Here is a 13,564-nt window from a genome sequence, read left to right as displayed (position 1 = left end):
GCGCCAGAGCGCTGACTTTGGCGACGACCCACCGCCTGTGTTGATTACACGCACAGGTTTCATAACAAAACATCGATGACGATGGAGTTAGCGATGGAATTAACACCCAGAGATAAAGATAAGTTACTGCTGTTTACCGCCGGGTTGCTGGCTGAACGCCGAAAGGCGAAAGGGCTCAAATTGAATTATCCCGAATCGGTCGCGTTGATTAGCTGCGCGATTATGGAGGGAGCCCGAGAGGGCCGGACCGTGGCGGATATGATGAGTGCCGGCCGGGAAATTCTAACCCGTGACGATGTCATGGATGGTGTGCCCGAGATGATTCAAGACGTGCAAGTCGAGGCAACCTTTCCGGACGGAACCAAGCTGGTCACCGTTCACAATCCGATTGTTTAAGGAGGCTCGTCATGATTCCAGGGGAATATCAACTCCAAAGCGGCGATATCGAACTGTGCGTGGACCGCGCCGATTCAATAATCAGTGTCGAGGTTGCCAATACGGGCGACCGGCCTGTGCAGGTAGGCTCTCACTATCATTTCGCCGAGACGAATCCGGCGCTTCGTTTTGATCGAGAGCAGGCTTACGGCCATCGCCTTGCGATTGCCGCAGGTACGGCGATTCGGTTTGAACCGGGCCAAACCCGAAAAGTGCCTTTGATCCCGTATTCCGGTCTGCGCCGCATATACGGTTTCCGGGGAGAGGTGATGGGGGTATTGGATCAGAACGATAAAGGGGGAGCGCGCCCATGAAGATTTCCCGACAAGCCTATTCAGATATGTACGGCCCGACAACCGGTGACCGCATTCGATTGGGCGATACAGAATTGTGGATCGAAATCGAACACGACCACACCCACTACGGTGAAGAGGTCATGTTTGGTGGCGGCAAGGTCATTCGGGATGGCATGGGCCAGAGCCAGCGTTGCGACGATGCTGTAATGGATACTGTGATCACCAACGTCATCATTTTGGACTGGTGGGGCATCGTAAAAGCCGATGTTGGCCTTAAAAGTGGTCGCATTGCCGCGATAGGCAAGGCTGGTAATCCGGATACCCAGCCAGATGTAGATATTGTGATTGGAGCCGGTACCGAAATTATCGCCGGAGAAAACCGAATTTTGACTGCTGGCGGCGTCGACACGCACGTGCACTACATCTGCCCTCAGCAAGTCGACGAGGCGCTGATGAGTGGTCTGACTACTATGATTGGCGGCGGCACAGGTCCGGCGACCGGCTCCACCGCGACCACGCATACTCCAGGACCTTGGCATATTGGCAAGATGATGCAGGCCGTGGACGATTTGCCGATCAACATTGGTTTTCTCGGCAAAGGCAGTTGCAGTCAGCCGGAAGCGCTGGAACAGCAGGTCAAGGCTGGCGCCATGAGTCTGAAAATTCACGAAGACTGGGGCGCCGCGCCGGCGTCCATCAGCAACGCGCTGGATGTGGCCGACCGTTATGACATCCAGATCGCCATTCATGCCGACAGCCTGAATGAATCCGGCTTTGTGGAAGATACTTTGGCGGCCTTTAAGGATCGGTGTATTCACACTTATCACACCGAAGGCGCCGGTGGCGGCCACGCACCCGATATCATCACCGCTTGTGCGTTGCCCAATGTGTTGCCGTCGTCCACCAATCCGACGCGGCCCTACACCATCAACACGGTTGATGAGCATCTGGACATGTTGATGGTGTGCCACCACTTGGATCCCAACATTCCGGAAGATGTGGCCTTTGCAGACTCTCGCATTCGCCGCGAAACCATCGCCGCCGAAGACATCTTGCACGACATGGGGGTGATTTCGATGATCTCCTCGGACTCCCAGGCCATGGGTCGAATTGGAGAAGTGGTGTGCCGTACCTGGCAGACCGCTCATAAGATGCGTGTGCAGCGAGGGTTGCTGCCTGAAGATCAAGAGCGGGGCGCGGATAACTTCCGGGCGAAGCGCTATGTCGCCAAGTACACCATCAACCCTGCGATTACCCACGGTGTCGGCCACGAAGTCGGCTCGATCGAGATCGGTAAGCTGGCTGATCTGGTGCTGTGGCGGCCCGCGTTCTTTGGGGTCAAACCGGAGCTCGTAGTTAAGGGCGGAATGATCGCGGGAGCGGCCATGGGCGATCCTAACGGCTCCATTTCCACGCCACAGCCGGTGCATTATCGCCGTATGTTTGGCGCCTATGGTCGAGCCGCCGCAGCGACGAGAATGACGTTTGTCAGCCAAGCGGCCATAAATACCGGTCTGGAAGAGAAGTTGGGCCTGAAGAGCCCTCTGGTCGCAGTGAAAAACGTCCGACAGGTGCGGAAGAACGACATGAAACTGAACGAGGCCTGCCCGAAACTGACGGTAGACCCCCAAACCTACGAAGTACACGCCGATGGTGTGTTGCTGACCTGTGCACCGCTTTCGGAAGTACCGTTGGCGCAGCGCTATCACTTGTTCTGAGAGGCTTGGAAGGAAAAGTACATGCTTGAATTGATTAAGAGAATGGACAGCAGCCCTGACGTAAGCGCAATGGACACGCTGACGTTACCTTACGAGCTGCGAATTCGTGGTCGCCTGAAAGCGGTGACCGATAACGGTCAGGATGTTGGCCTGTTTCTGGATCGGGGGCCGGTTTTGCGCCACGGCGACCTGCTACAGGCCCGAACTGGCGAGGTGATCCGGGTATGCGCTGCGGCGGAGCCGGTGACCACCGCCTATATCAGCAACGGCCTGCCCTTGGCCCGATTGTGTTACCACCTGGGAAACCGCCATGTGTCGCTAGCCATTGGCGCTGACGACGATGGCCGGCATTGGGTGCGCTTCCCGCCGGATCATGTGTTGGAAGAGCTGGCTGAATTATTGGGTGCCAGCCTTAGCCACCACGAGGCACCGTTTGACCCAGAGTCGGGCGCCTATGCGCACGCCGGGCGGGAACATGCGCACAGTCATGCTCATTCCCATGACCATGACCATGGGCACAGTCACTCAGATGGCCATAGCCATGCGCACTGACCGCCAACACGCCGAGGCCAGTGACTTGGCGTTGTTGGGATTGATGCAGTTGATCAGCCCGGCGCTGCCCATTGGTGCTTTTGCTTGGTCACAGGGCCTCGAAAGTGCCTTTGAGCTGGGCTGGGTTCGCAATGAAAAAGAATTGGGTGAATGGCTGGAAGGTGTTCTCGACGATGGTTTGAGTCGCTGCGAGTTGCCAGTGTTAGCGCGCTTGCAGCAGTGCTGGGCCAGCGCCGATAGCGAAGGTTTGGCTTTCTGGAACGATTGGCTTCACGCCAATCGTGAAACCGCCGAGCTCAGCGATGAGGACATTCGGCTTGGGTTGGCGTTGAAACGCCTGCTCACAAGTCTGGCGCTGCAGCCAAGTCCCGAAGAAGGGGATGCCCAGCTACCGGCTGAGCCGGGTTACGTCACCGTGTTTGCCTGGGCGGCACATCAGCGACAGGTGCCGGTGCGTCAAGCCTTGCTCGGCTTTGCCTGGGGTTGGCTGGAAAACCAGTTGGCAGTGGCCTGTAAGGCCATGCCGCTGGGGCACACTGCCGCGCAGCGCCTGAATGAGCAGCTGCGCCCCAAACTGGTGGCGGCAGTTGAAACCGCACTGGCGCGAAGCGACCAGGAATTGGGGCCGATTTTGCCCGGGTTGGCGCTGGGAAGTGCTCAGCACGAAACCCAATATTCAAGATTGTTCCGAAGCTAAGAGGCTTCGAATTAACAGAAGGAACTTTGCAATGACTCATTGTTTACGTGTAGGGGTTGGTGGTCCTGTGGGTTCAGGAAAAACCGCCTTGTTGCGCCAGCTATGCAAGGCGCTGAAAGACCATTACAACATCGCTGTGGTCACCAACGACATATACACTCGCGAAGATGCGGACTTCCTGTTGAAGCACGAAGCGCTGCCGGCAGATCGCATTCTTGGTGTGGAAACCGGGGGTTGCCCGCACACGGCCATCCGCGAAGACGCGTCCATGAACCTGGCGGCGATTGATGACCTACAAGCCCGTCACCCTGGCCTAGAGCTGGTGTTGGTGGAATCTGGTGGTGACAACCTCTCGGCCACCTTTAGCCCGGAGCTTTCGGATCTGACCCTGTACGTTATTGACGTTTCAGCGGGCGACAAAATTCCCCGTAAGGGCGGGCCCGGTATCACTAAGTCGGACCTGCTGATCATTAACAAGATCGACATTGCCGAATATGTGCATGCTTCGCTGGATGTGATGGAGCGCGACTCCAAGAAAATGCGTGGCGAGCGGCCGTTCGTGTTCGCAAATCTATACGACGGTGTTGGCCTGGAGGAGATCATCAGCTTCATTTTGAAGCAGGGGATGCTGCCCGAGCGTCGGCCTGAAAAACTGAGTGCCAGTGCCTAAGCAAACGCCAAGAGTTAAGAAAACCGCATTAATTCAAACCGAGATAAATACTAAGAAAAGATGGAGAACACCATGAACAGAATGACTAAGTTGCTGATGACCGTTGGCCTGATGTTGACCGCTACAGTAGCTGCAGCACACCCCGGCCACGGTGTGCACACCCACAGTGATTTCCTCAGTGGATTGCTGCACCCTATGTTAGGCATTGATCACTTGCTGGCTATGGCCGCTATTGGCTTCTGGAGCATTCGTCAGAACACGGCGATGAAAAACGGCGCGCCCCTGTTTGTTGTCGGTGGCATGGTCCTCGGCGCAGCTCTGGCTTGGGGCGGGTTGAGCCTGGCCGGTGTGGAAACTGGTATCGCGATGTCGGTTCTGCTGGCGGGCGTGCTGATTGCAACCATGGCGAAACTGCCTACCGTTGTTGGTGGCACGCTGGTGACTCTGTTTATGATCACTCACGGATATGCTCACGGTGCTGAAATGACTGCCGGTGCCAGTTTGTTCTCTTACATGGCCGGTTTCGTGGTTGCCACTTTGGCGATCACCTTCGTTGGTCGCCGTCTGGGTGAGTTGATGCTCCGCGCCGATAACCGGGTAACCCGGGCCTTGGGTGGGGTGGTCGCAGTGGTTGGTGGCGTGTTAGCCGCTGGCTGACCTTTACACCGAACCCGCAAACGAACTGAAAAGCCGCATGAACTCCGTGCGGCTTTTTTGCTATAGGGCAACAGGCCTTTAGAGTGCGTTGTTAATGATTTGATCAGCCAATTCAGTTAGGTCTGATGCCATAAAGTCAGGATGCGGAACGCCGGGCGCGGGTAAAAATGCATTGTGAGGACGAGTGAGAAAAGCGCCTTGGCAGCCAGCCGCCTGTGCACCTATGGTGTCCCAAAGGTGGCAGGCGACCAGGCACAGATCTGACGTCTGAACCGAGAGTTCTTGTGCTACGTGTTGATAGGTTTCCGGGGCGGGCTTGAACTTGCTCGTTGCTTCAACGCTGAAAGTACGTTCAAAGAACTGGCTTAATCCGGCTTCATCCAGCGGGGTTGGTGCAGCAGAGCCGGGGGAGTTGGTCAGCGTGACCAGCCGGAACCCGGCATCTTTCAAGCGGGTGAGAGCAGGGACGACATCCGGGTGGGCTGGCATGTTGCGCATTCGTGCCCCTAATTCTTCAACATCATTACTGCTGCACGTTTTTTGGTGAATCGAGGCGGTCATTTGCAGAGCCGCTGCGCCCAGTTTGTTGAAGGGTGTATAAATGCCGGACAACGTCATCGTTTGGGAGTAGAGCACCAGCTGTGCGAACCACTCCCGGAGAATGCCTGAGTCCCCAAACATGCGCTCAAACAAGGGTTCGAGGGTGGTAATGTCGAGAAGGGTTTCATTAACATCGAATACGATGATCGGTGCGGACTTCTTGCTGGTCATGCGGCATCCTCGTTCTGGCAAAGCGAATGTGGGGGCGCTCAGTCCTCGATAACTTCACGTTCAAAACGGCCCAAAACAACCACCGTAACCAGAGCAAAGCCTGTCAGCAAGGCTGCCAGTACTATGGTGCCTAGCCCGCATGCCACCCCAATGGCCCCTGCAATCCAGATGGAGGCGCCTGTGGTGATGCCCTGAACATTGCCGCGGCTTTGTATGATGCAGCCAGCCCCCAAAAAGCCAATGCCGCCCACCACCCCTTCTACGATGCGAGTGGGGTCTATCCGGGCGGAAGGGTCGCCTTCCGCGGTTGCTAGCAGAATGTGCATTCCCATCATGATGAAAGCAGAAGCCCCTAAAGACACCAGCATGTGAGATCGCAGCCCTGCAGGCTTGCCTCGCAGTTCTCGTTCAAGGCCAAGTAAGAATGCAAGCCCTGCGGCCGAAAGCAGGCGAATGGTCATATCCAGCAGAGAAATTTCGCTCTCGTCCATAGTCGTCTCCGGAAACGAAAAGATGGGTACATCTTGGAAAGAATAGCAGTTCCGGTTTGAAACGTTTGGGGTGTGCTTTCAAGGCCTTGGAGTGCGTCTAAATGCCGTTCGTTGGCCGAATTGACGTTTCTGCCGGTGGCCGCGTCATTTCTGCCATAGGCGAAAATGTGACGACGTACTCATAATGCAATGCGACGGACTATCACGTTTTCTGTCGTGTCGGCATAAAACAACAAAAGATAAAAAACACGGAGCCCTTACAATGCGCTTAACTGCCCCTCTAACACCGCTTTTCATGGCACTGATACTCGCCGGCTGCATGGGTGAAAACGACAGTGCGGGTGAAAGTAATGGCTCCGCAGAGCCCCAGAGTTCCACGGTACAAACCGAGCCCGAGAGTGAACCTTCAGTGACTGTTCCCGTCGAGGATGGCGCCAACCCTGTGGTATTCGTTGGCAGCAACTGGGACGGAGTTATCGATGTCATTGACGGCGAAAGCTACGTAAAGATCGGCCGCATCAACGGCATTCCGGACAAAGACGAGCGGATGCGGGAAATTTGGCTTAACCCGATCAAGCTGGCTGCTTTTCATGGCATCGCACTGTTGATCGGGGAGGGGCATAACCAATACGTCGATGACATGTACAGCACCCGCAACGGGGAGTTGTTGATTGTTTCCAGGCCGAGCTTTGCGGATGTGGTCGCCATTGATATTGCCTCAAACGACATCGTCTGGCGGTTTGAGGTTGACGGTATTCGCTCTGACCACATGGCGTTGTCTCCGGATGGCACAGAGGTGGCTGTCTCTGCTTCAACGGGCAAGGTTGTGCACATTCTGGATGTGTGGACCGGCGAAGAAAAAGCCCGTTTTCCAACCGGTAACTCCCCTCATGAAAACGTGTACTCGAAGGACGGCAAGAAGATTTACCACGCCAGTATCGGGCATGTGTTCACCGCGGCCGACCGCGGGGCACTTAAGAACATAAAAGGCGAGCGCATCTTTAAAGTAGTGGATACGGAGACTTGGGAAGATATTAAAAGCTTCGATATCAGTGAGAAACTGGCGGATGCGGGCTACCCCGACATGAGTCCGGCCATTCGCCCCATGGCGCACACCGAGGATGAAAAGTTCTTCTATTTCCAGCTTTCGTTCTTTCATGGATTTGTCGAATACGATATGGAAAACGACAAAATTACCCGAGTCGCGCACCTTCCCAACCGGGTTCCCAACTTACCGGTCGAGCTTTACGTAAATGACTCCGCACATCACGGCATCTCCATGGGCGGTGGCGACGAAAAACTGTGCGTTGCCGGCACCATGAGTGACTACGTGGCCATCGTTGATCGCGAAACCTTTGAATATGAATTGTTGGAAGGCCTGGGTGAGAAGCCTTACTGGATCACCCGCGACGCGTCGGGCGAGAACTGCTTTGTGTCCTGGAGTGGCACCGATCAGATGTCGGTGATCAACATTGAGCGAGCCGAGGAAGTGGTTCGAGTCGATGTTGGTGACCATCCGCAGCGTATCCGTGAAGGTAGTGTGCCTGATGGCTGGACCACACCGTTCTGAACCTCGAAGCACTGGTAACAATTTACAGGAAGTTCCATGAACAACTATAAAGTCCGTTACGCATCTCGTTACTTGGGTGTGGCCCTTGTCAGTGTGGCTTTAATGGCTTGCGGGGGCGATCAAAGCAGCTCCGAAGACGCCTCTCCAGCGACGACTCCGACTGAGCCAGAATCATCGGTTGATGTTGGGCCAAGCGAGGCATTTTTCGCAAAACCTGAACTGGCACAGTGTGTGATCGACAGCCCGTTGCGAGACATCGGCAAGGGCATGGATGCGCCTTCGGTGACGAATTCTGAAGCCACGGCCGCGCAGGTTATGGCCCAAGACGCCATCGGGGCGTGCGCCACCAATCAGGAATTCCGGTTTGGCAGTGGGTTGTCAGACATTACCGGCCCCGTTGCTCTGAAAAGCGGCGCGGGCTGGGAAGATACCGGGCAGGTGATGCATGGTTTGCATCAGCGCCAATATGCCCGGGCGTTCGCCATAGAGTCGCCCTGTAATGGCAAACGAGTGATGTTTGTGTCGGCCGACATCGGCTTAATGTGGGGCTCTATTCGTAATGGTGTACTTGAAGCTTTGACAAAAGATTCTGAGCTGGCCGCCAAATACACGGCTGAGAACCTCATGCTGTCCGCCACGCATACCCACAACGGCCCCGCCGGGTATGCGCACCACGAAGCCGGTAACGCGTTGCACTTAGGGTTCGATTCTCTGGTCTATAAAACCATTGTCAATGGCATTGTGGATGCCATCGATCGAGCGCATCGAAATATCGAAGCCAATGACCAGACGGCACCGATCGAAATGGCCGTAGGCGAGTTGTTGAACACCAACATCAACCGTTCGCGCCCGGCTTACGCGATGAACCCGGAGCAGGAACGCCAGCAGTACGTGAATGTCCGTGGCGAGGAAGTGGATGTTGCCAAAACCATGGTGCAACTCAATCTGCGCCGTAAGAGTGGCAGCCCGGTTGGTGTGATTAACTGGTTTGGTGTGCATCCGACGGTGATGGGGCCGGAAGTTCCTTACGTCAGCTCCGATGTCAAAGGTTTTGCCTCGCTGGGTTTCGAGGAAATCATGGCAACGGAATATCGGGCAGACCCGGGTAAAGACAGCTTCGTAGCGGCGTTTGCTCAAGCGGATGAGGGTGATGCTTCCCCGAATATTTTCATCAATGAGTTTCCGCATCCGGACCCTCGCCGAGGTGGCGGCGAAACGCCGATGGATTCCAATGCTATCTCCGGCACTAAGCAACTGGCTCGGGCGCTGGAGCTTTGGCAAGAGGGCCAGCCATTAACCGGTGGTGTGGATTATCGGCTGCTGCACGTGCAGATGAACAAAGTCTCCGTCACAGACCCGAAGATCCTTTCCCGGCTAGAGCATCCGCCGGAACTGGATGTGGCCAGTAAACAAACCTGTAATGCAGCGCTTGGGGTTTCCTTTCCGGCCGGCGCGGAAGATGGGCCCGGGCCGATCAGTCAGGAAGGTCTTACCTGCACTACTTCGCCGGATCTGCTTAAAAGCGCCGCCGCCGACTTTGCGGGTTTGACCGACATGGCTATGCCGTTACAGGTGGTCAGTGACCTTCTGTTGTGCAACGTGCAGCATCTGCCGTTGTTAGGGCTGGGCTGTCATGCTGAAAAGCCTATCTTGCTTCCAACGAATCTGGGCGAAATTGCCGGAGGGTTACCGAACAAGGTAACGGGGTTGCTAGGTTTGACGTCAAATTTTGAACCAGCGGTGCATCCCTTGCAGATATTTCAGCTTGGTAACTTGGCATTGGTGGGTTTGCCTTGGGAAGTCACCACTATGGCTGCCCGGCGTTTACGGGATATGGTGCTGGAAGAGCTGGCGCCGGTGGGTGTTGATACGGTGGTCATTGCGGGTCTTGTGAATGGCTATATCCATTACCTGACCACACGAGAAGAGTACGCCAGTCAGCAGTATGAGGGCGCGTCAACGGCGTTTGGCCCATGGAGCCTGGCGGCCGTTAGCCAAGAACTCAGAAAACTTGCGGAGTCCATAGTCCAGGGCACCGTTTTGCCTGTTAGGCCAGATCTGCCGCAGGTGAAACCTGTATTGCGTAGGCTTCCCTATATTCCGAGTGATAGCCCCGGCGAACAGGCTTTCGGAACGGTGCTTGAGGATGTGCCGGCCGTGGCGGCGCCTGGCGATGAAATCTACGCCCGGTTTCAGGCCAGTCATCCACGTAACGATCTGATGCTGAACGACAGTTATGCCTATGCCGAACGACTCAATGAGGATGGCAATTGGCAAGTCGTAGCGACAGATCGTTCGCCAAACCTGTTGTATACCTGGCACCCGCGGTTCTTGCCTGCGTTCACTATGGAACTGCCTTATACCGGCGCATCGGAAGCGTCGGTGCACTGGCACTTGCCACGTAATCTGGAACCCGGTACTTATCGTTTGAGAACCAAAGGGGTGGCGAAGCCAGGTGGTGCCTGGGAAGGTGTCAGTGGGGTGGTTGAAGTGGCGGGTAAAAGTGGAGCTTGCCCATAGCTTATTTAAATATTGATGAGGGTTAGCCGGTAAAGTCGGTGGACTGCAGAGCGTTTTGCGTAACTGTACGGTTACGTCCTGCGGCTTTGCCCACATACAGAACGTTATCGGCTCTCCTCATCAACGAATCGTATGAGGTGTCGGTCGGCAGAAACGTTGCTACTCCCATAGTAGCGGTGGCCCGGAAACTAACCTCATCGAGTTTGAATTCTTTTTGTTCTATCAATTTGCGTATGCGCTCAGCCAGCGTTTCAGCATCTTCCAGATTCGCGTTTGGCAGAATTATTGCAAACTCTTCTCCACCAATGCGGCAGCCTACATCGAGAGGCCGGAGCTCCTGCCGAACCATTTTCGCGATGGTGGTGAGCACTAAATCGCCCGCTGCATGGCCATATTGATCGTTAATTTTTTTGAAGTGGTCAAAATCGAACATGATGACCGATGTGGGCAGCCCCCAGCGAACGTAGCCCGAAAGCTGAGCGTTCAGCTGGGTTTTGAAGTGTTTTCGATTATAGAAACCGGTCATTTCGTCGGTTAAAGACTCTAACGTCAGCCGCGCTTCCAGCTCCCGCTGGTAGGTGACGTCTCTGACCAGTGCCATCGCAACTTTTGCCCCGTCCAGAACAATGATGTTGATCATGATATCAACTGGAACTTCTTGACCGTTGGACCGAACGCCGGAAAAACGTTTTTCTTCGCCCATAGGGCGTAGAACCGGTTTTTCGAAGTAACCGTTAACATGCTTGCGGTGGGCATTCCGAAGGGGCATCGGAATGATCGTGCTTAAATCAGACCCTTTAAGGTCATCAACAGCAAAGCCAAACATGCGGCCTGCGAGTGCATTCGCAAGCATGATTTTATGGTTCTGATCAACAATAACCACTGCATCTGGCAACGATTCGATAAAAGGCAATAAGTGATCGGATGTTGTGGTGAGCGGCGCGTTATCGTTGGCTGTCATGAGCAGCTGGACCCGTTCGCGGAATCTTACATATGTGTATTGTTGAAGTATATATTGTGAATGACTGAAATCCTATTCATTTCTATGAAAGCGATGAGTACGTTGAAGCTGAAAGCGATATTTTCAATGCAGAGCATCGGGAGTTGAACCAAAAAGAGGCCTCTAAGGCTCTGGTTTATTGAGTTTTTATGTGGGGGAATATGCTAGATTTTATGACTATGGGACGTTTTAGTCGTTTATTAAAACCATAACTTGGTGACTGTTAACCAATGACCTCTTATTTCATTCAGGCGTTTATCTATCTCTTGGCGGCAGTGATTGCCGTGCCCTTCGCAAAGCGGCTAGGACTGGGTTCAGTGCTTGGTTACCTGGTGGCCGGTGTGGTGATCGGTCCCGTGTTGGGGCTTGTAGGGCAGGAAACGACCACCATTCAGCATTTCGCTGAGTTCGGCGTGGTGATGATGCTGTTTCTGATCGGGATGGAAATTGACCCTAAAGCACTCTGGGCAATGAAAGTGCGTTTGCTGGGGCTGGGTGGTTTGCAGGTATTGTTAACGGCTATGGCCGGCATGGCAATAGCTTGGTGGTTGGGGGTTGTCTGGCAAACGGCCTTAACCATTGGCCTCATTTTCGCGCTGTCATCGACTGCAATTGTGCTGCAAACCCTGGATGAAAAAGGGTTGTCGAAAACAGAGGGCGGTCGCAACACGTTTTCGGTTCTGCTGTTTCAGGATATAGCCGTTATTCCGATGCTGGCATTGATTCCCCTGCTAGCGTTACCGAGCCTCATGGGTGGGGGGGATTCTTCATCCCATGCAGAATCGGGCCTGAGCCTGGTTGAGCATCTGCCGGGTTGGGCACACGCCTTGGTTGTGGTGGGGGCCGTCGGCGCTGTTATCGTAGGGGGCTATTACCTGAGCAGACCACTGTTTCGATACGTGGTTCAGTCCGGGCTGCGCGAAGTATTCACGGCAACCGCATTGATGTTGGTTATTGGCATTGCCGCTTTAATGAGCTTGGTGAACTTGTCGCCTGCCTTAGGGGCTTTTCTTGCCGGTGTGGTGTTGGCGAACAGCGAGTTCCGGCATGAGCTGGAGGCAAACATTGAGCCGTTCAAAGGGCTGTTACTGGGGTTGTTCTTCATCACCGTTGGCGCCGGCATCAATTTCGACGTATTGGCCGCTGAATGGGGTACGGTGTTGTCGCTTGGATTAGCGGTGATCGTCGGCAAGGCGTTAGTGCTATTGGCGCTTGCGCAGTTGTTCGGCATCCGCAGCAGTAACGGCTGGCTGTTCACTCTGGGTTTGGCCCAAGCAGGTGAATTTGGTTTCGTACTGCTTACCTACAGCGTGCAAAACAGCGTGATCCCTCAGGATATTTCCCAGATTTTGTCTCTCGTCGTTGCGCTGTCCATGTTCCTTACTCCGCTATTATTTATCGCATACGACTACATGGTATTGCCTCGTTACCGGCGCTCTCAAAGCGATGAGCCCGAAGCCGATACGATTGATGAAGAAGCTCCGGTTATCGTGGCCGGAGTGGGGCGTTTTGGCCAGATCGTGTGCCGGTTGCTGCGGGCCAACAATGTGCCCATCGTAGTGCTTGATCACGAGCTGGAACAGATTGAAAACGTTCGTCAGATCAATATCAAGAGCTTCTTTGGAGATGCCAGCCGCCCCGATTTGTTGGAAAAATCCGGCATCGCGAAAGCGCGCTTGCTGGTGGTAGCGATTGATGATCGTGAGCGTACCGTCACGATGGTGGAGCATGTGAAGAAGTTCTTCCCCAGTGTCTGGGTGTTGGCCCGGGCATTCGATCGCGGCCATGGCTATCAGCTGCGGGCGGCCGGTGCAGATGATGTTGTTAGCGAAACCTATTATTCGGCGCTCGAGCTCGGTAGCCATGCGCTTACCGCCATGGGCGTGCATCCTCTGCGGGCAAGGCAGATGACATGGACCTTCGTGGATAACGAACGCGCCCATGAAGACGAATTGTTCGAGGCCTGGAAAGAGATTGAAGAGGGCATTCACTTCAGTCCACGGTATGGCGAGTTGTTTATGAAGCTGGAAGGGGCATTGAACAATGCGATGGATCGCGAATGGGAAGAGCCTAAACCGGAAGATGTCCCAGTTTGGACGCCCCCAAAAGCACAATAAGTGCTATGGTCAATTGCGATAAAGACGTAAGTCGGTGCTTATCGGAAAACCATATTAAAACAATGATAAA

At 54.6% G+C, this 13,564-nt stretch carries 13 protein-coding genes; 10 read left to right on the top strand and 3 right to left on the bottom strand.

Annotated features, from left to right (window positions below; translation table 11 throughout):
• Window positions 1-93: 93 nt before the first annotated feature.
• The 7 genes from ureA (at window position 94) to DOQ08_RS05820 (ending at window position 5,025) form a co-directional block, all read left to right on the top strand.
• Complete coding sequence (gene ureA / locus DOQ08_RS05850; protein ID WP_114333983.1) at window positions 94-396, top strand: urease subunit gamma; 303 nt, start codon at window positions 94-96, stop codon at window positions 394-396.
• A gap of 11 nt (window positions 397-407) precedes the next feature.
• Complete coding sequence (locus DOQ08_RS05845) at window positions 408-749, top strand: urease subunit beta (protein ID WP_114333982.1); 342 nt, start codon at window positions 408-410, stop codon at window positions 747-749.
• Window positions 746-2,449: an urease subunit alpha gene (gene ureC, locus DOQ08_RS05840; RefSeq protein WP_114333981.1), complete on the top strand. Its 1,704-nt coding sequence runs from the start codon at window positions 746-748 to the stop codon at window positions 2,447-2,449. Before DOQ08_RS05845 ends, ureC begins: the two co-directional genes overlap by 4 nt.
• Before the next feature lie 21 nt (window positions 2,450-2,470).
• Window positions 2,471-3,001 (top strand): urease accessory protein UreE, encoded by a 531-nt coding sequence (gene ureE, locus DOQ08_RS05835; protein ID WP_114333980.1) that lies wholly within the window; start codon window positions 2,471-2,473, stop codon window positions 2,999-3,001.
• Complete coding sequence (locus DOQ08_RS05830; protein ID WP_114333979.1) at window positions 2,991-3,698, top strand: urease accessory protein UreF; 708 nt, start codon at window positions 2,991-2,993, stop codon at window positions 3,696-3,698. Before ureE ends, DOQ08_RS05830 begins: the two co-directional genes overlap by 11 nt.
• A gap of 31 nt (window positions 3,699-3,729) precedes the next feature.
• Window positions 3,730-4,368, top strand: coding sequence for an urease accessory protein UreG (ureG, locus tag DOQ08_RS05825; RefSeq protein WP_114333978.1), 639 nt, complete (start codon window positions 3,730-3,732; stop codon window positions 4,366-4,368).
• A 72-nt stretch (window positions 4,369-4,440) separates the two neighbouring features.
• On the top strand, window positions 4,441-5,025 hold the full coding sequence (locus DOQ08_RS05820) for a HupE/UreJ family protein (RefSeq protein ID WP_114333977.1): 585 nt from the start codon (window positions 4,441-4,443) through the stop codon (window positions 5,023-5,025).
• A 78-nt stretch (window positions 5,026-5,103) separates the two neighbouring features.
• Here DOQ08_RS05820 and DOQ08_RS05815 read toward each other — a convergent pair whose 3' ends face one another.
• The gene (locus DOQ08_RS05815; protein WP_114333976.1) at window positions 5,104-5,796 is read right to left on the bottom strand and encodes a haloacid dehalogenase type II; all 693 of its coding nucleotides are present in this window, start codon (window positions 5,794-5,796) and stop codon (window positions 5,104-5,106) included.
• A 38-nt stretch (window positions 5,797-5,834) separates the two neighbouring features.
• Entirely contained in the window at window positions 5,835-6,287 is a 453-nt protein-coding gene (locus tag DOQ08_RS05810; protein WP_114333975.1) for an MgtC/SapB family protein, read from the bottom strand.
• Window positions 6,288-6,549: 262 nt separating this feature from the next.
• Here DOQ08_RS05810 and DOQ08_RS05805 point away from each other — a divergent pair, with 262 nt between their 5' ends.
• Together DOQ08_RS05805 and DOQ08_RS05800 are read left to right on the top strand one after the other, a co-directional pair.
• On the top strand, window positions 6,550-7,857 hold the full coding sequence (locus tag DOQ08_RS05805) for a YncE family protein (protein WP_206074799.1): 1,308 nt from the start codon (window positions 6,550-6,552) through the stop codon (window positions 7,855-7,857).
• Window positions 7,858-7,893: 36 nt separating this feature from the next.
• A complete protein-coding gene (locus DOQ08_RS05800) occupies window positions 7,894-10,377 on the top strand; it encodes a neutral/alkaline non-lysosomal ceramidase N-terminal domain-containing protein (RefSeq protein ID WP_114333974.1) in 2,484 nt (827 codons plus the stop codon).
• Window positions 10,378-10,399: 22 nt separating this feature from the next.
• Here DOQ08_RS05800 and DOQ08_RS05795 read toward each other — a convergent pair whose 3' ends face one another.
• Entirely contained in the window at window positions 10,400-11,338 is a 939-nt protein-coding gene (locus tag DOQ08_RS05795; protein ID WP_114333973.1) for a sensor domain-containing diguanylate cyclase, read from the bottom strand.
• A gap of 269 nt (window positions 11,339-11,607) precedes the next feature.
• On the opposite strand from DOQ08_RS05795, the gene DOQ08_RS05790 reads away from it, so the two are divergent.
• The gene (locus DOQ08_RS05790; protein ID WP_114333972.1) at window positions 11,608-13,494 is read left to right on the top strand and encodes a monovalent cation:proton antiporter-2 (CPA2) family protein; all 1,887 of its coding nucleotides are present in this window, start codon (window positions 11,608-11,610) and stop codon (window positions 13,492-13,494) included.
• Window positions 13,495-13,564: the final 70 nt, after the last annotated feature.

This window comes from Marinobacter litoralis, from assembly GCF_003336705.1.
Classification (GTDB): Bacteria; Pseudomonadota; Gammaproteobacteria; order Pseudomonadales; family Oleiphilaceae; genus Marinobacter; species Marinobacter litoralis.
Note: the sequence above shows the minus strand (reverse complement) of the source record. Positions and strands in the feature narration are given on the sequence as shown.

Bases quoted from the DNA above. Each gene is read 5' to 3' on its own strand.
- DOQ08_RS05830 (WP_114333979.1), top strand. From the start codon at position 2,991: ATGCGCACTGACCGCCAACACGCCGAGGCCAGTGACTTGGCGTTGTTG.
- DOQ08_RS05800 (WP_114333974.1), top strand. From the start codon at position 7,894: ATGAACAACTATAAAGTCCGTTACGCATCTCGTTACTTGGGTGTGGCC.
- DOQ08_RS05810 (WP_114333975.1), bottom strand. From the start codon at position 6,287: ATGGACGAGAGCGAAATTTCTCTGCTGGATATGACCATTCGCCTGCTT.
- DOQ08_RS05795 (WP_114333973.1), bottom strand. From the start codon at position 11,338: ATGACAGCCAACGATAACGCGCCGCTCACCACAACATCCGATCACTTA.
- DOQ08_RS05815 (WP_114333976.1), bottom strand. From the start codon at position 5,796: ATGACCAGCAAGAAGTCCGCACCGATCATCGTATTCGATGTTAATGAA.
- DOQ08_RS05805 (WP_206074799.1), top strand. From the start codon at position 6,550: ATGCGCTTAACTGCCCCTCTAACACCGCTTTTCATGGCACTGATACTC.
- ureC (WP_114333981.1), top strand. From the start codon at position 746: ATGAAGATTTCCCGACAAGCCTATTCAGATATGTACGGCCCGACAACC.
- DOQ08_RS05820 (WP_114333977.1), top strand. From the start codon at position 4,441: ATGAACAGAATGACTAAGTTGCTGATGACCGTTGGCCTGATGTTGACC.
- DOQ08_RS05790 (WP_114333972.1), top strand. From the start codon at position 11,608: ATGACCTCTTATTTCATTCAGGCGTTTATCTATCTCTTGGCGGCAGTG.
- ureE (WP_114333980.1), top strand. From the start codon at position 2,471: ATGCTTGAATTGATTAAGAGAATGGACAGCAGCCCTGACGTAAGCGCA.
- ureA (WP_114333983.1), top strand. From the start codon at position 94: ATGGAATTAACACCCAGAGATAAAGATAAGTTACTGCTGTTTACCGCC.
- DOQ08_RS05845 (WP_114333982.1), top strand. From the start codon at position 408: ATGATTCCAGGGGAATATCAACTCCAAAGCGGCGATATCGAACTGTGC.
- ureG (WP_114333978.1), top strand. From the start codon at position 3,730: ATGACTCATTGTTTACGTGTAGGGGTTGGTGGTCCTGTGGGTTCAGGA.